The 20518-nt window shown below is 71.9% G+C and carries 21 protein-coding genes; 13 read left to right on the forward strand and 8 right to left on the reverse strand.

The genetic code is table 11. The annotated features are described in order from the left end of the window. Window positions 1-233: 233 nt before the first annotated feature. Entirely contained in the window at window positions 234-995 is a 762-nt protein-coding gene (locus tag FFT10_RS21675) for a class II glutamine amidotransferase (protein WP_137734968.1), read from the reverse strand. 136 nt (window positions 996-1131) lie between these two features. Between FFT10_RS21675 and FFT10_RS21680 the strand changes: the two genes are divergently transcribed. Genes FFT10_RS21680 through fghA form a run of 5 tightly spaced genes read left to right on the forward strand, consistent with a single transcriptional unit; the run spans window position 1132 to window position 6249 of the window. Next, entirely contained in the window at window positions 1132-2313 is a 1182-nt protein-coding gene (locus FFT10_RS21680; protein ID WP_137734969.1) for a benzoate/H(+) symporter BenE family transporter, read from the forward strand. Window positions 2314-2331: 18 nt separating this feature from the next. Then, window positions 2332-3288 (forward strand): glutathione synthase, encoded by a 957-nt coding sequence (gene gshB, locus FFT10_RS21685; RefSeq protein WP_137734970.1) that lies wholly within the window; start codon window positions 2332-2334, stop codon window positions 3286-3288. Further along, window positions 3285-4238, forward strand: coding sequence for a questin oxidase family protein (locus tag FFT10_RS21690; protein WP_137734971.1), 954 nt, complete (start codon window positions 3285-3287; stop codon window positions 4236-4238). Before gshB ends, FFT10_RS21690 begins: the two co-directional genes overlap by 4 nt. A gap of 44 nt (window positions 4239-4282) precedes the next feature. Then, window positions 4283-5383, forward strand: coding sequence for an S-(hydroxymethyl)glutathione dehydrogenase/class III alcohol dehydrogenase (locus FFT10_RS21695; RefSeq protein ID WP_137734972.1), 1101 nt, complete (start codon window positions 4283-4285; stop codon window positions 5381-5383). 2 nt (window positions 5384-5385) lie between these two features. Beyond that, window positions 5386-6249, forward strand: coding sequence for an S-formylglutathione hydrolase (fghA, locus tag FFT10_RS21700; protein ID WP_137734973.1), 864 nt, complete (start codon window positions 5386-5388; stop codon window positions 6247-6249). Window positions 6250-6252: 3 nt separating this feature from the next. On the opposite strand, the gene FFT10_RS21705 is transcribed toward fghA, so the two are convergent. The 5 genes from FFT10_RS21705 to FFT10_RS21725 all read right to left on the reverse strand — a co-directional run bounded on the left by FFT10_RS21705 (window position 6253) and on the right by FFT10_RS21725 (window position 10112). After that, entirely contained in the window at window positions 6253-6642 is a 390-nt protein-coding gene (locus FFT10_RS21705) for a hypothetical protein (protein WP_137734974.1), read from the reverse strand. A 127-nt stretch (window positions 6643-6769) separates the two neighbouring features. Next, window positions 6770-8899, reverse strand: a complete 2130-nt coding sequence (locus FFT10_RS21710; RefSeq protein ID WP_137734975.1) for a sodium:solute symporter family protein — start codon at window positions 8897-8899, stop codon at window positions 6770-6772. Window position 8900: 1 nt separating this feature from the next. After that, window positions 8901-9158, reverse strand: a complete 258-nt coding sequence (locus FFT10_RS21715; RefSeq protein ID WP_137734976.1) for a DUF4212 domain-containing protein — start codon at window positions 9156-9158, stop codon at window positions 8901-8903. 85 nt (window positions 9159-9243) lie between these two features. Beyond that, window positions 9244-9819 (reverse strand): tetratricopeptide repeat protein, encoded by a 576-nt coding sequence (locus FFT10_RS21720; RefSeq protein ID WP_228027235.1) that lies wholly within the window; start codon window positions 9817-9819, stop codon window positions 9244-9246. Continuing rightward, the gene (locus FFT10_RS21725) at window positions 9816-10112 is read right to left on the reverse strand and encodes a hypothetical protein (protein ID WP_137734978.1); all 297 of its coding nucleotides are present in this window, start codon (window positions 10110-10112) and stop codon (window positions 9816-9818) included. Before FFT10_RS21725 ends, FFT10_RS21720 begins: the two co-directional genes overlap by 4 nt. Before the next feature lie 206 nt (window positions 10113-10318). On the opposite strand from FFT10_RS21725, the gene FFT10_RS21730 reads away from it, so the two are divergent. Next, window positions 10319-12235: an ATP-binding cassette domain-containing protein gene (locus tag FFT10_RS21730; protein ID WP_137734979.1), complete on the forward strand. Its 1917-nt coding sequence runs from the start codon at window positions 10319-10321 to the stop codon at window positions 12233-12235. A gap of 7 nt (window positions 12236-12242) precedes the next feature. Here FFT10_RS21730 and FFT10_RS21735 read toward each other — a convergent pair whose 3' ends face one another. Together FFT10_RS21735 and FFT10_RS21740 are read right to left on the reverse strand one after the other, a co-directional pair. After that, window positions 12243-12938, reverse strand: a complete 696-nt coding sequence (locus FFT10_RS21735) for a hypothetical protein (protein WP_137734980.1) — start codon at window positions 12936-12938, stop codon at window positions 12243-12245. Window positions 12939-12965: 27 nt separating this feature from the next. Continuing rightward, window positions 12966-14438, reverse strand: coding sequence for an aminotransferase-like domain-containing protein (locus tag FFT10_RS21740; RefSeq protein ID WP_137734981.1), 1473 nt, complete (start codon window positions 14436-14438; stop codon window positions 12966-12968). 75 nt (window positions 14439-14513) lie between these two features. On the opposite strand from FFT10_RS21740, the gene FFT10_RS21745 reads away from it, so the two are divergent. Genes FFT10_RS21745 through FFT10_RS21775 form a run of 7 tightly spaced genes read left to right on the forward strand, consistent with a single transcriptional unit; the run spans window position 14514 to window position 20470 of the window. Beyond that, a complete protein-coding gene (locus tag FFT10_RS21745) occupies window positions 14514-15476 on the forward strand; it encodes a DMT family transporter (protein WP_137734982.1) in 963 nt (320 codons plus the stop codon). 4 nt (window positions 15477-15480) lie between these two features. After that, window positions 15481-16644 (forward strand): aminotransferase class V-fold PLP-dependent enzyme, encoded by a 1164-nt coding sequence (locus FFT10_RS21750; RefSeq protein WP_137734983.1) that lies wholly within the window; start codon window positions 15481-15483, stop codon window positions 16642-16644. A gap of 30 nt (window positions 16645-16674) precedes the next feature. Further along, window positions 16675-17880 (forward strand): aminotransferase-like domain-containing protein, encoded by a 1206-nt coding sequence (locus FFT10_RS21755; RefSeq protein ID WP_137734984.1) that lies wholly within the window; start codon window positions 16675-16677, stop codon window positions 17878-17880. Beyond that, the gene (locus tag FFT10_RS21760) at window positions 17877-18248 is read left to right on the forward strand and encodes a GFA family protein (RefSeq protein WP_228027236.1); all 372 of its coding nucleotides are present in this window, start codon (window positions 17877-17879) and stop codon (window positions 18246-18248) included. Before FFT10_RS21755 ends, FFT10_RS21760 begins: the two co-directional genes overlap by 4 nt. A gap of 16 nt (window positions 18249-18264) precedes the next feature. After that, window positions 18265-19101, forward strand: coding sequence for a PhzF family phenazine biosynthesis protein (locus FFT10_RS21765; protein WP_137734985.1), 837 nt, complete (start codon window positions 18265-18267; stop codon window positions 19099-19101). Beyond that, complete coding sequence (locus tag FFT10_RS21770; RefSeq protein WP_137734986.1) at window positions 19098-19754, forward strand: VOC family protein; 657 nt, start codon at window positions 19098-19100, stop codon at window positions 19752-19754. The genes FFT10_RS21765 and FFT10_RS21770 overlap by 4 nt, the downstream gene beginning before the upstream one ends. Next, window positions 19751-20470, forward strand: a complete 720-nt coding sequence (locus FFT10_RS21775) for an alanyl-tRNA editing protein (protein ID WP_137734987.1) — start codon at window positions 19751-19753, stop codon at window positions 20468-20470. Before FFT10_RS21770 ends, FFT10_RS21775 begins: the two co-directional genes overlap by 4 nt. The last annotated feature ends 48 nt before the right edge of the window (window positions 20471-20518 follow it).

The following is a 20518-nucleotide window of genomic DNA, read 5'->3' on the forward strand; positions in this document are numbered from 1 at the left end:
GTCGAAACCGAACGACGCCCCAGTCTTAACCCCGGGCTTGCTGGCCCAAAGAGGAAATCGGGGTCTGTCGGACGGGCTCCCTTCAGCGCGACGGGAGCGGTGAAAACAATACTAGGAGGAGTCCTATTCGCCGCTTGCGGCGTGTAGGACGGGGGACATGGAGCAAAACAGGCCCACCCGAGCCGGCGCGATCGCTCAAATCAAACGACTGCCAAGAGCCCCAAGCCGCGAGTTCAGCTGTGCAGCGTCACGCCGTCCTCATCCACCCGCACCCAACTGCTGGCGGGCAGGCCTTGCCAGGCGTCGGGGCTGCCGTCCAGCGGCTCCGATGCGACGATGTGGCCGTCGGCGCGGCGGCCGACATACAGAGACGGCGGCCGGTCGTCACTGGCGAAGCGGAAGGCCAGCAGTTGCCGACCGTCGGACAGCGCCGCGGCAAAACGCAAGGGTTCGGCGATGCCCAGACCGGTCATCAGGGCCTGCGTGTCCTGCAGCACCCCCTGCATCGCGTCGGCCGGCGGCACGCCGGTCTCGATGCGGGCCAGGGCCAGCAGGAACAGCAGCTCCGAATCGGTGGCGCCGCGGCGGGCCGCATACAGCCGCTCGGGCAGCTGGGCCTCCAGCGCCCGGCGCACGCCAGCGTAGCCGCCGATCTGGCCGTTGTGCATGAACAACCACTTGCCGTGGCGGAACGGGTGGCAATTGGTGCGGGCGATGCCGCCGCCGGTGGCCGCCCGCACATGGGCGAAGAACAGCCCCGAGCGCACCGTGGCACACAGCGCCAGCAGGTTCTCGTCCGACCAGGCCGGCATCACCTCGCGGTAGACACCCGGCTCGGTGCGGTCGCCATACCAGCCCACACCGAAGCCGTCGCCGTTGGTGACCGTGTGCGCCTCCTCGGCCTTCAGCGCCTGCCGCACCAGTGAATGGCGCGGCGTGCACACCACCGTGTCCAGGTAGATCGGCTCTCCGAGGTAGGCAACGAATCGGCACATGGCGGGGCAGTGACCTCGGCCCGTCCAAGGCGGGCCCACTGATCCTGTTGTCGGCCGGCGGCCGGGCAACTTGAGCCGCCCGGCTATGCTGCCGCCCGGCCCGGCCAGATGGGCGACAACAGGGCGAGGAGACCCGATGGGGCAGAGCGTGCGCGTGGCGTGGTGGCGGGAGGTCTCGGTGTCGGCCGTGGTGGCCGGCTTCGTGGCGGTGCTGGTGGGCTACACCAGCTCGGTGGCCATCGTCTTCCAGGCAGCGCAGGCGCTGGGCGCCACCACGGCGCAGACCGTCTCCTGGATGTGGGCCCTGGGCCTGGCCATGGGCATCAGCAGCGTGGTGCTGAGCCTGCACTACCGCCTGCCGGTGCTCACCGCCTGGTGCACGCCCGCTGCCGCGCTGCTGGCGGCCACCCAGGGCGTCAGCCTGCCCGAGGCCACCGGCGCCTTCGTGGTCTGCGCGCTGCTGGTCATCGCCAGCGGCGTCACCGGGCTGTTCGAGCGGGTGATGGACAAGCTGCCGATGGCGGTGGCCGCGGCGCTGCTGGCCGGCGTGCTCACCCGCTTCGGGCTGGATGCGGTGCTGTCGGTGCGCACATCGCCGGTGCTGGTGCTGGCCATGCTGACCGCCTTCCTGGCCGGCCGGCGCTGGTGGCCGCGCTTCGCCGTGCCGGGTGTCCTGGCAGCCGGCGTCGTGGTGGCTGCCGCCCAGGGCCGGGTGGCGCTGGGCGGGGTGGACTGGGCCTGGGCCACGCCGGTGTGGGTGACGCCGCAGTTCTCGGGGGGCGCCATGGTGGGCGTGGCGCTGCCGCTGTTCATCGTCACCATGGCCTCGCAGAACCTGCCCGGCGTGGCGGCGCAGCGGGCCGCGGGCCATGCCGTGCCGGTGTCGCCGGTCACCACCGCCAGCGGCCTCACCACGCTGGTGCTGGCGCCGTTCGGCGCCTTCTCCATCAACCTGGCGGCCATCACCGCGGCCATCTGCATGGGCCCCGAGGCCCATGCCGACCCCGCCAGGCGCTACACCGCGCCGGTGGTGGCCGGCCTGTTCTACATCCTGCTGGGGTTGGCCGGTGGCGCGGTGGTGGGGCTGCTGACCGCGTTCCCGAAGGAACTGGTGGCTGCGGTGGCCGGCCTGGCCTTGCTGGGCACCATCGCCAGCGGGCTGGCCCAGGCCCTGGCCGAGCCGCGCCACCGCGATGCCGCGGCGCTGACCTTCCTGGTCACGCTGTCGGGCGTCAGCGTGGCCGGCATCGGCGCGGCCTTCTGGGGCGTGGTCGCCGGCGCGGTCACGCTCGCTGTGCAACACTGGCGCGCCCGTTGATTGCCCTGGACCACCGCCATGCGCCTGCTCTTCATCGCCGACCCGCTGGAGACCTTCAAGACCCACAAGGACAGCACCTTCGCGATGATGCGCGAGGCCGCTGCCCGCGGCCACACGCTGATGTGTTGCGGCCCGCAGGATGTGCGCTGGCAGCGCGGCGAGAAGGTCACCGCCTTCGTGCGCGACATCACCCTCACTGGTGATGCCGACGACTGGTTCCGCGCTGCCCAGCAGCCGCCCGACGAGCGCCCGCAGGTGCTGGCCGAGGTGGACGCGGTGCTGATGCGCAAGGACCCGCCCTTCGACCCCGAGTATTTCTACGCCACCCACCTGCTGAGCCAGGCGGTGCGCGAGGGCGCGCGCGTCTTCAATGACCCCGCGGCGCTGCGCAACCACCCGGAGAAACTGGCGATCCTGGAATTTCCCCAGTTCATCGGCCCCACGCTGGTCACGCGCGACGCGGCCGACGTGCGCCGCTTCCATGCCGAGCACCGGGACATCATCCTCAAGCCGCTCGATGGCATGGGCGGCATGGGCATCTTCCGCGTCGGGCCCGACGGCCTGAACCTGGGCAGCATCACCGAGACGCTGAACGCCGACGGCGCGCAGACGCTGATGGTGCAGCGCTACCTGCCCGAGATCGTGCAAGGCGACAAGCGCATCCTGGTGATCGGCGGCGTGCCGGTGCCCTACTGCCTGGCCCGCATTCCGCAGGGCAGCGAGATCCGCGGCAACCTGGCCGCCGGCGGCAAGGGCGTGGCCCAGCCGCTGAGCGACCGCGACCGCGAGATCGCGACCAGCCTGGGGCCCATCCTGGCCGCCCGCGGCCTGCTGCTGGTGGGCCTGGACGTCATTGGCGACAGCCTCACCGAGATCAACGTCACCAGCCCCACCTGCTTCCAGGAGATCACCCAGCAGACCGGCTTCGACGTGGCCAAGGTGTTCATCGACGCGCTGGAGGCAGCGCTGCGGTGAGCCTGGCCCAGCTGCTCGATGCCGGCGCCGGCTTCGCACCTGAATTCGGCGACGGGCTGAGCAACCACCTGCCGATGGCCCTGGTGGCGCTCAAGCGCCTGGGCGCCGGCGATGCCCGGCTGCAGGCCTTTGCCGATGGCTACGCCACCCGCCTGCAGCCCGCGCCGCCGTCCCGGCCCTGGCCCGCTGGCGACCCCTGGACCAGCCGCCTGGGCGACCCGGCGGCCTGGCCCGCCTACCGCAGCCTGTTCGCTGAATGGCTGGCCAACGAGGGCAGCGCCGCGGTGCTGGAACAGGTGCTGCCCATGCTGATGCCCGGCTGTGGCGCGGCCGCCTTCCACGGCCTGATCCGCACCGCCTACGCGCTGCAGGCCGGCCATGCCGGCGAGCTGGCCGACGGCCTGGCCTGCTGGGCCGCCCGCCACCTGCCGCTGGGCCCGCTGCCGGCGCGCGCCGGCCGCCAGGCCGATCCGTTGCCGCTGCTGCGCCGGCTGCCGGCGTTGCCGTCGGACCACCCGCTGATCTTCCAGCGCATGCAGGCGGCCGCCGCCAGCCCCGCGCTGCAGGCGGTGGTGGCCGGGCTGGCGGTGGATGCCGGCACGTTGCAGCGGCTGGCCCGGCTGGGTGCCCAGGCCCATGCCGGCAGCGGCAACTTCACCGCGCTGCACCTGGTCACCAGCGCCCATGCCATGCGGGTGCTGCTGCCGTTCGCCGACGATCCGCTGCCAGCCCTGCGCTGGTACTGGCAGGCCTGGGTGGCGGCGGTGGCCGCCGCCGGCCTGCAGGCCCTGCCGCCGGTGCCGCTGCAGCCCTGGCGCGCCATCGTGGCCGCTGCGCTGGCCAGCGACGATGACCACCTGATCAAGCTGGTCGACAGCTGTCGGGCCGAGGAAGCGGCCCACGGCGGCACCGACTGGCAGCTGGCCGCGTCCCGCGCGCTGGCCGGCTGAACCGTTTCCCATCCACGCCCCGTCGCCCAACAAGGACCCATGCCATGAAGACCCAAGCCGCCGTCGCCTGGAAAGCCGGCACCCCGCTCACCATCGAGACTGTCGACCTGGACGGCCCGCGTGACGGCGAGGTGCTGGTGGAAGTGAAGGCCACCGGCATCTGCCACACCGACTACTACACCCTCAGCGGTGCCGACCCCGAGGGCCTGTTCCCCGCCATCCTGGGCCATGAGGGCGCCGGCGTGGTGCTGGAGAGCAAGGTGCCCTGGCTCAAGGCTGGCGACCATGTGATCCCGCTCTACACGCCCGAGTGCCGGCAGTGCAAGTTCTGCCTGTCGCGCAAGACCAACCTCTGCCAGGCCATCCGCAGCACCCAGGGCAAGGGCCTGATGCCCGATGGCTCGTCGCGCTTCTCGATCGGCGGCCAGCCGATCCTGCACTACATGGGCACCAGCACCTTCGCCAACCACATCGTGGTGCCGGGCATCGCGCTGGCCAAGATCCGGCCGGATGCGCCGTTCGACAAGGTCTGCTACATCGGCTGCGGCGTCACCACCGGCGTGGGCGCGGTGCTGTTCACCGCCAAGGTGGAGGCCGGCGCCAACGTGGTGGTGTTCGGCCTGGGCGGCATCGGGCTGAACGTGATCCAGGGCGCCAAGATGGTGGGCGCCGACAAGATCATCGGCATCGACCTGAATCCCGGCCGCGAGGCGATGGCACGGCAGTTCGGCATGACCCACTTCATCAACCCGAAAGACGTGCCCAACCTGGTCGATGCCATCGTGCAGCTGACCGACGGCGGCGCCGACTACAGCTTCGAATGCATCGGCAACACCAAGGTGATGCGCGATGCGCTGGAGTGCACCCACAAGGGCTGGGGCCGCAGCATCATCATCGGCGTGGCCGAGGCCGGCGCCGAGATCAGCACCCGGCCGTTCCAGCTGGTCACCGGCCGCAAGTGGGAGGGCTCGGCCTTCGGCGGCGCCCGCGGGCGGACGGACGTGCCCAAGATCGTCGACTGGTACATGGATGGCAAGCTCGACATCGACAGCCTGATCACCCACAAGCTGCCGCTGTCGCGCATCAACGAGGGCTTCGACCTGATGAAGCGCGGCGAGTCGATTCGCACGGTCGTCGAGTTCTGACCATGTCCACCTGGGACCTGCTCAGCGCCCACGCCTGCTTCGGCGGTGAGCAGCGCTTCCACCGCCATGCCTCGGCGGTGATCGGCCTGCCGATGCGCTTCGGCCTGTACCTGCCGCCGCAGGCACTGGCCGGCGAGGCGGTGCCGCTGCTGGTCTACCTGGCCGGCCTGACCTGCACCGAGGAGACCTTCGCCATCAAGGCCGGCGCCCAGCGCCTGGCGGCCCAGCTGGGCCTGGCCCTGCTGACGCCCGACACCAGCCCGCGTGGCGCCAACGCCCCCGGCGAGGCCGATGCCTGGGACTTCGGCGTGGGTGCCGGCTTCTACCTGGATGCCACCCAGGCGCCCTGGGCCACCCACTGGCGCATGGAGAGTTACCTGGTGCGGGAGCTGCTGCCCCAGGTGTGGGCCGGCGCGCCGGTGCGTGAAGGCGCCACCGGGCTGTTCGGCCACTCGATGGGCGGCCATGGTGCGTTGACGCTGGCGCTGCGCCATCCCGGCGTGTTCACCAGCCTGTCGGCCTTCGCGCCGATCTGCGCGCCGATGTTGTGCCCCTGGGGTGTCAAGGCCTTCAGCGGCTACCTGGGTGATGACCGCAGCACCTGGGCCGCCCACGATGCCAGCGCGCTGATGGCGTCCCAGACCAGGGCGCCGTATCCGCAGGGCATCCTGGTCGACCAGGGCCTGGCCGACAAATTCCTGGCCGAGCAGCTGCATCCCGAGGCCTTCGAGGCCGCCTGTGCCGCCGTCGGACAGCCGTTGTCGCTGCGCCGGCATGCCGGTTACGACCACGGCTATTACTTCATCGCCAGCCTGGTCGACGACCACCTGCGCCACCATGCCCGCCAGCTGGGCGTGGTGGGCTGAGCCTCACCAGCGGATCGTCCAACGCCCTTCGCAGGCCCGGCAGCGCACCGGCAGCTGCAGCTGGCCGGGCTGGTCGGTGGCCGGGCCATCGGCCTGCCAGCGGGCATAGGTGCGGCAGTGCGGGCATTCGGCCTGGTGGGCCAGCGCCTCGGCCAGGCCCAGGTGGAACAGGTAGCGGCGCACCGCCCAGCCGCCCAGCACCGCGGCCACCAGCAGGCAGCCCACCAGCAGCAGCCGGTGCGGGCCATCCTGCTGGCTGAAGGCCTCGACCGCGCCCAGGACCGCCACCGCGCACAGCAGCAGCAGCACCAGGTGGGCATGGCCGCGCACCAGCTCGCGCTCGTACCAGCGGCGGAAGCCGTGGCGGGCGATGAAATCGGTGGTGCGCAGCATGGCGGCGGTGCAGAGGGCTGGCGACCATCGTAGCGCGCCGCCGCAGCGGCCGCACGGCCATGAAAAAAGGGGCCGCGCGGTGCGCGGCCCCTTCGTGTCGTTCAGCAGGCCGCAGCCTGCAGCGCGGTCAGCCGCGGGCGGGCTTCAGGTCGGGGTAGCGCACATGCTCCACCAGTTCCTGCACCTCGCGGTTGGGCGCCGGGGTCAGCAGGCTCACCACGATGGTCACCGCGAAGGCCAGCGGCACGCCGAAGATGCCGGCGGCGATCGGCGCGATGCCGAACCAGGTGTAGTCGGCGATCGGGCCTTCCACACCGAACAGCCCGCGCATCCACGGCTGGGTGGTGGCCATGTAGTAGAACGTGATCACCAGGCCCGAGACCATGCCCAGCGAGGCGCCCCACTTGTTGGCCCGCTTCCAGAACACCCCCAGCACCAGGGCCGGGAAGAAGGACGCGGCAGCCAGAGAGAACGCGGCGGACACCAGGAACAGGATGTCGGCGATCTTCAGCGACGCCACATAGGCCGCGGCCAGGGCCACGATCAGCAGCAGCGTCTTGGAGATCGTCACGCGCTTCGAGGTGGACGCGTTCGGGTCGATCATCTTGTAGTACAGGTCGTGGCTCAGCGCGTTGGCGATGGTCAGCAGCAGGCCGTCGGCGGTGGACAGCGCGGCGGCCAGGCCGCCGGCGGCCACCAGGCCCGAGATGACATACGGCAGACCGGCGATCTCCGGCGTGGCCAGCACGATGATGTCGCCGCCGATGCGCATCTCACCCAGCTGGAAGATGCCGTCCTTGTTGATGTCGGCGATCGACAGCAGCGCCGGGTCCACCTTCGCCCAGCTCGCCACCCAGCCGGGCAGCTTGTCGAACGGTGTGCCCACCAGCACGTTGAAGATCTCGTACTTCACCAGCACCGCCAGGGCCGGCGCCGTCAGGTAGAGCAGGCAGATGAAGAACAGCGACCAGGTCACCGAGTCCCGTGCCTCCTTCACCGACGGCGTGGTGTAGTAGCGCATCAGGATGTGCGGCAGTGCGGCCGTGCCCACCATCAGGCAGAACACCAGGGCGAGGAAGTTGTTGCGCGAATCGCGGTAGGCCTTCTGCGCCTTCTCGTCGCCGTTCGGGTCGCCGGCGAACGGCATGCCGTGCGATGGCATGCCGGCCAGCGGCTTGGCGCGGGCCTCGGCCGCGGTCTTGTCGGCCGCGTACTTCTTCTTCGCGTCCTCCTCGGTGGCGGGCAGGGCGGCCAGGGCCTTCTCGGCGGCCTGGATGTCGGCGGCCGGGCCGTTGGCGGTGCGCAGGTCGGCCAGCTTCTTCTCGGCGGCGGCCTTGTCGGCAGCCATCGCGGCGGGCACGTCCTTCAGCTTGGCATCGGCGGCGGCGGCACGGTCCTTGAAGATCTGGATGACTTCCAGCTCCTTCGGGTCCTTGCGCAGCTCGCCTTCGCGGGCCGTCACCTTCTCCAGCTGCGTGCCGTACACCAGCTGGGGCACCGGCACGCCGGTCTGCTTCACCGCCAGCCACACCACCGGGATCATGTAGGCCACGATCAGGATGATGTACTGGGCCACCTGGGTCCAGGTGACGGCGCGCATGCCGCCCAGGAACGAGCACACCAGGATGCCGCCCAGGCCCACGAACACGCCCACGGCGAAGTCCAGGCCGGTCAGCCGGGCGGTGATCAGGCCCACGCCGTAGATCTGTGCCACCACGTAGACAAACGACACCAGGATCGCCGCCAGGATGCCGATCAGCCGGGGCAGGTTGCCGCCGTAGCGCGCGCCCAGGAAGTCGGGGATGGTGAACTGGCCGAACTTGCGCAGGTACGGCGCCAGCAGGAAGGCCACCAGGCAATAGCCGCCGGTCCAGCCCAGGATGAAGGCCAGACCGCCGTAGCCGGTGAGGTACAGCGTGCCGGCCATGCCGATGAACGAGGCGGCGCTCATCCAGTCGGCACCGGTGGCCATGCCGTTGTACAGCGCGGGCACGCGCCGGCCGGCCACGTAGTACTCCGACGCATCGGAGGTGCGGCTCATGATGCCGATGCCGGCATACAGGCCCACCGTGGCCAGCAGGAAGATCAGGCCGATCCAGCTGCGGGTCAGGCCCATCTGCTCCAGGATGGTGAGCAGGATGACGAAGGCCGCGAAGCCGCCGGTGTACCAGATGTAGACCTTGTTCAGCTGCTGCTTGAACGCGGCCTGTGACTGGCCGCCCGAGGCACTGGCGGGTTCAGGTGAAAAGCCGGCCATGTCAGACCTCCTCAGCCACGTTGTGTTCCTGGTCCAGGCGGTTCATCGTCCGCGCGTAGTACCAGATCAACACCATGTAGACGATCAGCGCGCCTTGCGCCCCCACCCAGAAGCTGAACGGCCAGCCGAAGAAGCTGAAGCTCAGTTCACGGGCGAAGAACGCCACGCCGAAGGTGACCAGGAACCAGATCACCAGCAGCGCGCCGGTGATGTTGAGGTTCCGCCGCCAATACCTGTGATGGCTTTCTGTCAGTTGCATGGATACAGCTCCAAGGAAACAAAGGGCCGGGTTGCCCCGGTGTGACAAGCCGCCTGTGCGCGGTCTGGGGCAGGCGCAGCCGCGATCAGCCGGTCAGGCCGGTCTCGCGTTCCAGCTGCGCGGCCACCTTGGGCTCGAAGCCCCGCAGGTGGCGGATGATCTTCAGCGCCTCGGCGCCGTTCTCGCGGCTGGCATGCAGCCGCGCCAGCTGGTACCAGCCGTAGGGGCTCATCGGCTGCAGTTCGGTGTTGCGCTGCAGGGCGGCCACCGCCTCGTCGGGCTGGCCGGTGCGGATCAGCGCCAGGCCCAGGCCGTACCAGGCGCGGTCCAGCCTGGCATCCAGCGCCACCGCCTGGCGGAAGGCCGCCGCAGCCTCCGCCGGCCGGTCGTCGGCCTCCAGCAGGAAGCCCAGGTTGAACCAGTCGGCCGCGCTGCGCCGCGGATGGGCGGCCACCAGGGCCTGCAGGTCGGCGATGGCGGCGGCACGCTGGCCGGCCTGGGCGCGGTGGTGGGCCCGGCTGGCCAGGGCATGCGCATCGTCGGGCTGCTGCGCCAGCATGGCGTCGAACACCTGCAGCGCCCGGGCCTCCTGGCCCAGCGCCAGCCAGGCCATGGCCTGCAGCTTGCGCCAGCGCTGGCTGCCGCCGGATGTCGTGTTCACCGGCATGTCTGCACCCCGGCTTCCAGGCACAGGCTGATCTTGACCACGGTGGTGGCCACCCACAGCATGCCCATCAGCAGGAAGGCCACCAGCGGCACATGCTGGTCCAGCACCTGCCGCGGCGTCACCCAGCGTGCGGCCTGCACGAACGGGTTGGTGATGACCGCCAGCACCCGGTAGAACGGGTTGGTCTGGCGGCCGGCGCCAGCCAGCAGGGCCAGCAGGCCCCGGCCCAGCAGGGCCATCAGGGCAATCTCGGCAATGAGCTTCAAGGCCAGTGTGAACAACAGCATGCGGCGCTCCCGGTTGAACCTGAATCGAAGCTGAATGAACGGCGGGGCGAAGCGTGATTTTTTTGCCTTACTGATTTCTGACAAGTTGTCGTTGAGGCAGGTCAAACAAGGGTTTGACCGGGGCCGCCAAAACCCGCATTCCCCTGCGACTGGCGACATCGCCGGCGTCGCGCCTGTGCGGCCGGCGCGGCCGGCGACAATGCGGCATGGCCCTGCTCTCCCTCTCGAACGCCCACCTCGCCTACGGCCATGTCGCCCTGCTCGATGCCACCGGCCTCGCCCTGGAGCCCGGCGAGCGCCTGGGCCTGATCGGCCGCAACGGCGCCGGCAAGTCGTCCCTGCTGAAGGTGGTGGCCGGGCTGGAGAAGCTCGACGACGGCCTGCTGCAGATGACCCAGGGGCTGCGCATCTGCTACGTGCCGCAGGAACCGGTGTTCGAGGCCGGCCACACCGTCTTCGAGGCGGTGAGCGAGGGCGTGGCCGAGGCCCGCGCGGTGCGCCAGGCGTACGAGGAGCATGCCGACGGTGTCGACCTGGACGCGCTGCAGACCCGCATCGAGGCGCTGGACGCCTGGAACTGGGAGCAGCGGGTGGACACCACGCTGGCCCAGCTGCACCTGGACGGCAGCCGCCAGATCGCCCAGCTCTCGGGCGGCATGAAGAAACGCGTGGCCCTGGCCCAGGCCCTGGTGGCCGTGCCCGACGTGCTGCTGCTCGACGAGCCCACCAACCACCTGGACCTGGATTCCATCGACTGGCTGCAGGGCCTGCTGTGCAGCTTCCGCGGCGCAGTGATGCTGATCACCCACGACCGCGCATTTCTGGACGGCGTGGCCACCCGCATCGTCGAACTGGACCGCGGCATCCTGCGCAGCTACCCCGGCAACTTCAGCGCCTACGAGCGCATGAAGGAAGAGCAGCTGGCCGCCGACGCGCTGGCCAATGCCCGCGCCGACAAGCTGCTGGCGCAGGAGGAGGTGTGGATCCGCAAGGGCGTGGAGGCGCGCCGCACCCGCAGCGTGGCCCGCATCCAGCGGCTGGAGGCGCTGCGCGCCACCCGCCAGGCCCGGCGTGATGCCGTGGGCCAGGTGCGGCTGGAGATCGCCAGCGGCACGCCCAGCGGCAAGATCGTGGCCGAGCTCACCGACGTGGGCATGGTGTTCCCGGGCGCCGGGCCCGACGGTGCCGACAAGCTGATCGCCCGCGACTTCACCGCCACCATCCTGCGCGGCGACAAGGTCGGCCTGGTCGGCCCCAACGGCGCGGGCAAGACCACGCTGCTCAAGCTGATCCTCGGCGAGCTGCAGCCCAGCAGCGGCAAGGTGCGCCAGGGCGCGCAGCTGCAGGTGGCCTACTTCGACCAGATGCGCGCCGGGCTCGACCTCGATGCCACGCTGGCCGACACCATCAGCCCGGGCAGCGAGTGGGTGGAGTTCAACGGCCAGCGCAAGCATGTGATGAGCTACCTGAACGACTTCCTGTTCTCGCCCGAGCGCGCCAACAGCCCGGTGCGCACGCTGTCGGGCGGCGAGCGCAACCGGGTGCTGCTGGCGCGGCTGTTCGCGCTGCCGGCCAACGTGCTGGTGCTCGACGAACCCACCAACGACCTGGACATCGACACGCTGGAGCTGCTGGAGGAACTGCTGTCGGCCTACAGCGGCACGGTGTTCCTGGTCAGCCACGACCGCCGCTTCCTCGACAACGTGGTCACCAGCCTGGTCTGCTGGGAAGGCGACCTGAGCCCCGGCCGCTGGCGCGAGTACGAGGGCGGCATCGCCGACTGGCAGGCCCAGCGGGCGCGCATGCTGGCGGCGCAGGCCGCGCAGGCCGCGCAGGCCTCGGCGCCCAAGGCCGCGGCGCCAGCCGCCGCACCCGGCCCGGCGCCCGCGCCGGCGGCGGCCAGGCGCAAGCTCAGCTACAAGGAGCAGCGCGAGCGTGACGAGCTGCCGGCCCGCATTGCCGCGCTGGAAGCCGAGCAGGCCGCCATCAGCGCCAAGCTGGCCGATGGCACGCTGTTCGCCAAGGCGCCTGCCGAGGCCACCGCGCTGAGCCAGCGCCACGCCGCCATCGACGACGAGCTGCTCGCCGCGCTGGAGCGGCAGGAGGCACTGGGCGCCGCCTGAGCGGCGTTCAGTAGCCGGACCAGTTGTCGTTGGTGGCGGCCGGGTGGCTGCGGCTGACGATCAGCCCCGACTGCAGGTACAGCGCGTTCAGCAGCCGCATCGCCCGCTGCGGCCCCACGTCGGGCCAGCTGGCGATCTCGCGCAGGTTGCAGGTGTGGCGGCGCAGCCGGGTGATGCAGGCGGCCATCGCGCCCGGCACCGTCAATCCGCCCAGGCTGAGGCCGGGCGACACGCGGTAGGCCGCCTGGCCGGCCAGCTCGGGCAGCAGGGTGTCGCGGGCGCCGCGCAGGGCCACCGCCCACAGCAGCGGGCCCAGCGGGGCGTAGTGGTCGGCGCGGTCGATGCGGTGGGCCTCGGTGCTGCCGGGGGTGCGCCAGCGCGCCGGCTGCACTTCCAGCACCTGCAACGCGGCCAGGTTGCCGTCCAGCACCTCGGCCAGCGGCTGGGCGCAGTGCACCTGCCGGTCGGTGGGGAAGACGCTGATCACCAGCCGCGGCTGGCCGGGCACCGCCAGCGTCAGCGCCAGCGCCTGGGTGTGGCGCACGCAGGCGGCCAGCACTTCCAGCAGCTCCCGCTGCGGGCCGCTGGTCTCGAAGCGCAGCAGGTCCTGCAGCAGCGACGGGCTGAGCGAGCTGAGGGCCGTGTGGGTGGCCAGGGGCGGCAGGCTGTCGGCCTCGCCCATCGGCAGGGTGCTGGGAAACATGCGGGAATCGGAGCGGATCAGAGCGCGTTATCGCACAGCCTGCCCACCCAGGGCATGACGCGCGGTTGTAAAGGCCTGCCAGAACCGTGCATCCTGGGCCGAGGCGAAGTTCACCCGCATCAGCGTGGTGGGCCGCGGCGCGGCCAGGAACAGTCGGCCCGGCGCGACCAGCCAGCCGTCGGCGGCCAGCCGGGCGGCCAGCGGCTCGGTGTCGACGCCGGTGTCCACCCAACCGAACAGGCCCTGCGGCGGCGTGACGAAGCGGCAGCCGCTGTCCTGCGCCAGCCGCACCACCCGGTGGCGGGCCGCATCGAGCTGGGCCACCACCCGTTCGGCATGGCGGCGCAGCAGGCCCTGGTCCAGGCACCAGGCCACCGCCCGCTCCAGCAGGGCCGGCGTGGTCAGCATGCCCAGCAGCTTGCTGTCGACCAGCCGCTCGGCCAGGGCCGGCGCGGCCGCCACCATGCCCACCCGCCAGGCCGGCGCCAGGATCTTGGAGAAGCCGGTGATGTAGACGGTGCGCTGCAGCCCGTCCAGCGCGGCCAGCCGCGGCGCATGCGGCGGCGCCAGCCAGGCGTAGGTGTCGTCCTCGACGATGGTCAGGTCATGCTGCTCTGCCAGCTTCAGGATCTGGTGGGCCGCCGCCAGGCTCAGTGACTGGCCGGTGGGGTTGTGCAGCACCGACACGGTCACATACAGCCGCGGCCGGTGCTGCGCCAGCAGCTGCGCCATCACCGCCAGGTCGGGTCCGTCGGGCCCGCGCGGCACCGGCAGCAGGCGCATGCCCATGCGGGTGAGGCGGGCGAATTCCACCGCCCAGCCGGGTTCGTCGACCAGCACCGCATCGCCCGGCTGCAGCAGGGTGCGGGCCACCACGTCCAGCGCATGGGTGGCGCCGATGGTGGTGACGATCTGCCCGGCCTGGGCGGCGATGCCCAGTTCGCCGGCCAGGCGGCGCGCCATGGCCTGGCGCAGCACCTCGTCGCCGGCCGGGTTGCCGTAGCGCAGCGCCTCGCCGGCGGCGCTGCCGCCGCGCTGGGTGGGCCGGCCCAGGGTGCGGCGCAAGGCGCGGTCGAGCAGCGGCTGGTCCAGCCAGGCCTCGGGCAGCGTGCCCATGCCCGGCCCGGTGGTGGCCGCGCCCTGCTGGAACATGCCGCGGATCAGCGCGGTGGCGTCCAGCGGTGGCGCCAGCGGGGCGGTCGGCGCCGCGGGCACCGCCGCAGCCGCCGCACCGCGCGCCGCGGCCAGGGGCTCCCGCACATAGAAGCCGCGTTGCCGCCGCGCCTCCACCAGGCCCTGGGCCTGCAGCTGGTCATAGGCCGACACCACGGTGCTGGGGCTCACGCCGTGCAGGCGCGCGCCTTCGCGCACCGACGGCAGCCGGGCGCCGGGCGACAGCGCACCGCGGCGGATGCGCTCTGCCACCCGGGCAGCCAGCTGCTGGCCCAGGGTGCCGGCGGCGTTGGCGGGGAGGTCGGTGGTGGTGGCTGTATCGGGCATGTGGGCAATACAGTTCTGCAATCTGTATTGCGCAGTGTACTGAAGCTGTGTTGCCGGCGCGCCTAGACTGGGCCGATGCCCGCCCCCCTGCAACCCGCCCTGGTCCCCGCACCGCGCCTGTCACCCCAGGCGCTGGGCTGGTGGCTGGGCGCGCTGGGCGTGCTGGTCTTTGCCTTGACCATCCCGATGACCCGCCTGGCCTCGGGCAGCCTGGATGTGCCGCAGCTGCCGGCGGTGTTCGTGGCCATCGGCCGGGCGGCGCTGGCCGGGCTGCTGGCCGGCGCCTGGCTGTGGGCCACCGGCGCGCCGCGGCCGCGGCCGGCGCAGTGGCGGCAGCTGGCCCTCACCGCGCTGGGTGTGGTGTTCGGCTTTCCGCTGTTCCTGGGGCTGGCGGTGCAGCGGGTGGATGCGGCGCATGCGGCGGTGGTGTCGGGTCTGCTGCCGATCGCCACCGCGGCCATCGGCGCGGTGCTGCTGCGCCAGCGGCCGTCGGCCGGCTTCTGGGGTTGTGCCGGTGCCGGCACGGCCCTGGTTTTGGGTTTCGCTGCCTGGCAGGGTGGGGCGCACCTGCAGGCGGCCGACGGCCTGCTGCTGCTGGCCGTGGCCTGGGGCGGCTTCGGCTATGTGAAGGGCGCGCAGCTGTCGGCGCCGCAGGGCGACGGCAGCGCGCCGATGCCGCCGCAGCAGGTCATCAGCTGGCTGCTGGTGCTGTGCCTGCCCATCACCGTGCCGGTGGCGCTGGCCACCTGGCCCACCGGGCCGGTGCGGGCAGCGGCCTGGGGCGGCTTCCTGTATGTCAGCGTGTTCTCGGTGTGGCTGGGCTTCTTCGCCTGGTACCGCGGGCTGCAACTGGGTGGCATGCTGCGGGTCAGCCAGATCCAGCTGCTGCAGCCGTTCCTGTCGATGCTGCTGGCGGTGCCGCTGCTGGGCGAGCCGCTGCAGCCGGTGACCGTGGCGTTTGCGCTGGCGGTGATGGCCACGGTGTTCCTGTCGCGGCGCATGGCCGTGGCGCCGCCGCCGGCCCTGAAGGAGTCCTGAACCGATGTCGACACCGTTGCCGTCCCAGCGCCACCTGTTCGATGTGCCGCCGCACATCGCCTACTTCAACTGCGCCTACAACGGGCCGCAGCTCAACGCCACGCGCGATGCGCTGCTGGCCGGCGCACGGACCAAGAGCCAGCCCTGGCTGCGCCAGCCGGCGCAGTTCTTCGATGATGCCGAGACCATCCGCGGCCTGGCGGCGGCGCTGTTCGGCGGCGGCGCCGACAGCTGGGCCATCGTGCCGGCCGCCAGCTACGGCCTGGCCACCGCTGCCCGCGCCATCGAGCCCACGCTGCGGCCGGGCGACGGCATCCTGCTGATCGATGAAGACTTCCCCAGCAATGTGCTGACCTGGCGCCGCACCGCGGCCGAGCGCGGCGCGCGGATCCACACCGTGCCCACGCCGGCCGATGGCGACTGGACGGCGGCGCTGCTGGCCGCCATCCGCCCGGGCCACCATCCCAACATTCGAGCGGTGGCCGTGCCCACCTGCCACTGGACCAACGGCGCCGCCATCGACCTGGTGGCCGTGGGCGCCGCCTGCCGGGCGGTGGGTGCCGCGCTGGTGGTCGATGCCACCCAGAGCCTGGGCGCGGTGCCGCTGTCGGTGGACACGGTGCAGCCCGACTTCCTGGTGGCCGCCGGCTACAAGTGGCTGCTGGCGCCCTACGGCACCGGCCTGTTGTACGTCGCCCCGGCGTGGCAAGGCGCCCGGCCGCTGGAGGAGTCCTGGCTGTCGCGCGAAGGCGCCGAGGATTTCGCCGGCCTGGTGCGCTATGCCGATGCCTACCAGAGCGGCGCCCGCCGCTTCGACGTCGGCGAGAAGGGCACGCCCACGCTGCTGCCCGGCATGGTGGTCACGCTGCGCCAGGTCCAGGCCTGGGGCGTGCCGGCCATCGCTGCCCGCCTGGCCGCCATCAACACGCAGATTGCGGACGCGCTGCAGCCGCTGGGCCTGGCCGTGGTGCCGCCGGCGCAGCGCTCGCCGCACCTGCTGGGCGCCCGCCTGCCGGATGGCGCCACCACCACCCTGCTGACCGATCTGCGCGCCCAGGATGTGCACATCAGCCAGCGCGGCAGCTCGCTGCGCTTTGCGCCGCACCTGCATGTGAACGACCAGGATGTGCAGCGCCTGCTGCAGGCCCTGCGCACGGCGCTGGCCTGACCCGAACCGAATCCCCTTCAGGAGACCCCCATGACCCTCTGGACCCTGGCCCGCCGCAGCGCGCGGCTGAACCCTTCGATCATCCGCGAGATCCTGAAGGTGACCGAGCAGCCCGGCATCCTGTCGATGGCCGGCGGCCTGCCGTCGGCCGACACCTTCCCGATCCAGGCCATCCGCGAGGCTTGCGACCGCGTGCTGACCCAGGCCCCGCGCGAGGCGCTGCAATACGCCGCCAGCGAGGGCTTCGGCCCGCTGCGCGAGTGGGTGGCCCAGCACCTGGGCGGCATGGGCATGCGGGTCGACCCCGGCCAGGTGCTGATCACCACCGGCTCGCAACAGGGGCTGGACCTGGTCGGCAAGGTGCTGGTGGACGCCGGCGCGCCGGTGGCGGTGGAAACGCCCACCTACCTGGGCGCGCTGCAGGCCTTCAACCCCTACGAGCCGATCTACACCAGCCTGGCCGGTGATGCCGACGGCCCGCTGCCCGATTCCATCCGCGCGCTGCCGCACGATGCGCCGGGCACCCGCTTCGCCTACCTGCTGCCCAACTTCCAGAACCCCACCGGCCGGGTGCTGCCCGAGGCGCGGCGCCTGGCGCTGCTGGCCGCCGCCCAGGCCGTGGGCCTGCCGCTGGTGGAAGACAACCCGTATGGCGACCTGTGGTTCGACGCCCCGCCGCCGGCGCCGCTGGCCGCGCGCTGGCCCGAGGGCGTGCTGTACCTCGGCAGCTTCAGCAAGGTGCTGACGCCGGGCTTCCGCCTGGGCTACCTGGTGGCGCCACCGGCGCTGTACCCCAAGCTGCTGCAGGCCAAGCAGGCGGCCGACCTGCACACGCCCGGCATCAACCAGCGGGTGGTGCACGAGGTCATCAAGAACGGCTTCCTCGACCAGCATGTGCCCACCATCCGCGCGCGCTATGCCGCCCAGTGCGCGGCCATGGCCGAGGCGCTGCAGCGCCACATGCCCGAGGGCACCGAATGGCAGCGGCCGCAGGGCGGCATGTTCTTCTGGCTGCGCCTGCCCGCCGGCTGCGATGCGATGGCGCTGCTGCCGCAGGCGGTGGCCCAGGGCATCGCCTACGTGCCCGGCGCGGCGTTCTATGCCCACGCCGCCGATCCGCGCACGCTGCGCCTGAGCTTCGTCACCCTGTCGCCCGACGACATCGCCAGCGGCGTGGCCACGCTGGGCAAGGTGCTGCGCACCCACATCGACGGCACACGCGAGGAAGCGCCGTGACGCCAGCCGGCAGCCGCCCGCTGCAGCGCCTGCAGGGCAGCTGCCACTGCGGCGCGGTGCGCTTCGCCATCACCACCGACTTTCCCGAGCTGACCACCTGCGATTGCTCGCTCTGCAGGCGCAAGAACGCGCTGATGGTCAAGGTGCATGAAAGCGCCTTCGAGCTGCTGGCCGGCGCCGAGCAGCTGGCCAGCTACCAGTGGCACACCCACACCGCGGTGCACCACTTCTGCCAGCTGTGCGGCATCTACCCCTTCCACCGCAAGCGGGTGACGCCGGACCACTTCGGCATCAACGTGCACTGCCTCGAAGGCTTCGACCCCACCGGCATCCCGGTGCGCGCCACCGTCGGCGCCGCCATGCCCTGACTTCCATCGATCCCCCATGACCGAACGCCGCTTCTCCCAGCTCGATGTCTTCACCACCGTGCCGCTGCGCGGCAACCCGCTGGCCGTGGTGCACGACGCCCAGGGCCTGACCGACGCCCAGATGGCCGACATGGCGCGCTGGACCAACCTGTCGGAAACCACCTTCCTGCTGCCGCCCGACGACCCGGAAGCCGACTACCGGGTGCGCATCTTCACCCCCGGCGGCGAATTGCCGTTTGCCGGCCACCCCACGCTGGGCAGCTGCCATGCCTGGCTGGCCGCCGGCGGCGTGCCGCGCGACCCCGGCGTGGTGGTGCAGCAGTGCGGCGTCGGCCGGGTGCGGGTGCGGCGGGATGGGGATCGCCTGGCCTTCGCCGCCCCGGCGTTGCGCCGCACCGGCCCGGTCGAGCCCACGCTGCGCGCCCAGGCCGTGGCCGCGCTGGGCCTGGCCGATGACCAGGTGCTGCGGCTGGAGTGGGTCGACAACGGCCCCGGCTGGATGGGCGCGCTGCTGGCCGATGCCGCCACCGTGCTGGCACTGCGGCCCGATTTCGCCGCGATGCGCGGCCTCAAGCTGGGCGTGGTGGGCCCGCACCCGGCCGGCGCCGAATGCCAGTTCGAGGTGCGTGCCTTCGTGCCCGGCCTGGGCGTGCCGGAAGACCCGGTCACCGGCAGCCTGAATGCCGGCCTGGCGCAGTGGCTGATCGGCGCCGGCCTGGCGCCCGAGGCCTATGTGGCCGCCCAGGGCGCCGCGCTGGGCCGCGCCGGCCGGGTGCATGTGCAGCGCGAAGGCGCCGACGTCTGGATTGGCGGTGCGGTCTGCGACGTGGTCTCGGGTATCGTGAGGCTGTGAACTGCGACATCGACCACCTCGTCATCGGCGCGGCCAGCCTGGCGCAGGGCGCGGCCTGGTGTGAAGCCACCTTCGGCGTGGCACCCGGCCCGGGTGGCGTGCATCCCTTCATGGGCACGCACAACCGGCTGCTGCGCATCGACGGCCCGGGTTTCGCCAACACCTACCTCGAGATCATCGCCATCGACCCGTCCGCGCCGCCGCCCGGCCGGGTGCGCTGGTTCGGCCTGGACGACCCGGCGGTGCAGGCCCGCCTGGCCCAGGGCCCGCAGCTGCTGACCGCGGTGGCCCGCACGCCCAACGTCGAGATGTTGCGCTGGGGCCTGATCAACTTCGCGGCCGACCCCGGCCCGGCGCTGGCTGCCGAGCGCATGACACCCGAGGGCCTGCTGTCCTGGCGCATCCTGGTGCGTGACGACGGCGCGCTGCCCGGGCAGGGCCGGCTGCCGGTGCTGATCCAGTGGCAGGGCCGCCATCCCACCGAGGCCATGCCGCCGTCACCGGTGGCGCTGCAGGCCGTGCGCTTCGGCGCAGTGCAGCCGCGCGAGGCCACGCTGCTGCGCTTCCGCGGCGCGCAGGTGGTGGCCGGCGGGCCGGCCATCGCCGTCACGCTGGACACGCTGCGCGGCCCCATCACCCTGAGCACCGCATGACCGACGAACTCTTCCGCGACGACGCCACGCTGCTGCAATGCAGCGCCTCGCTGACCAGCGTCAGCGAGGCTGGACTCACCCTCGACCGCACGGTGTTCTACCCGCAGGGCGGCGGCCAGGCCGGTGACACCGGCCACCTGCAGCGGGCCGACGGTGCCAGCCTGGCCATCGTCGACACCCGCAAGGGCGCCGAGCCGGGCCAGATCCTGCACCTGGTGGCGCCCGGCACCGACCTGTCGGGTTGGGCTGCCGGCCAGGCGGTGACGGCCACCATCGATGCCGACCGGCGCATGGCCCACCGCCGTTTCCACACCGCCACCCACCTGCTGTGCGCCCTGGTGCCGCACCCGGTGGACGGCTGCAGCATCACCGCCGGCTACGCGCGGCTGGACTTCCACATGACCGAGCCGCTGGACAAGGACACGCTGACCGCCGGCATCGCCCGCCTGGTGGCCGCCGCCCACCCGGTGACCACCCGCTGGATCACCGATGCCGAGCTCGACGCCAACTCCGGTCTGGTGCGCAGCATGAGCGTGCAGCCGCCGCGCGGATCGGGTCGGGTGCGCCTGGTGGAAGTGCAGGGCGTCGACCTGCAGCCCTGCGGCGGCACCCATGTGGACAACACCGCCGAGATCGGTGCCGTCGTCGTCACCAAGATCGAGAAGAAGAGCGCCAAGACCCGGCGCGTGGTGCTCGGTTTCGCCGAGCCGGCCTGAGCGCCAGACAGCAGAAAGCCCGCCGAAGCGGGCCCCCGAACAAGCTGC

Origin of the sequence: Pseudaquabacterium pictum, from assembly GCF_005403045.1 — a bacterium.
GTDB lineage: Bacteria > Pseudomonadota > Gammaproteobacteria > Burkholderiales > Burkholderiaceae_C > Pseudaquabacterium > Pseudaquabacterium pictum.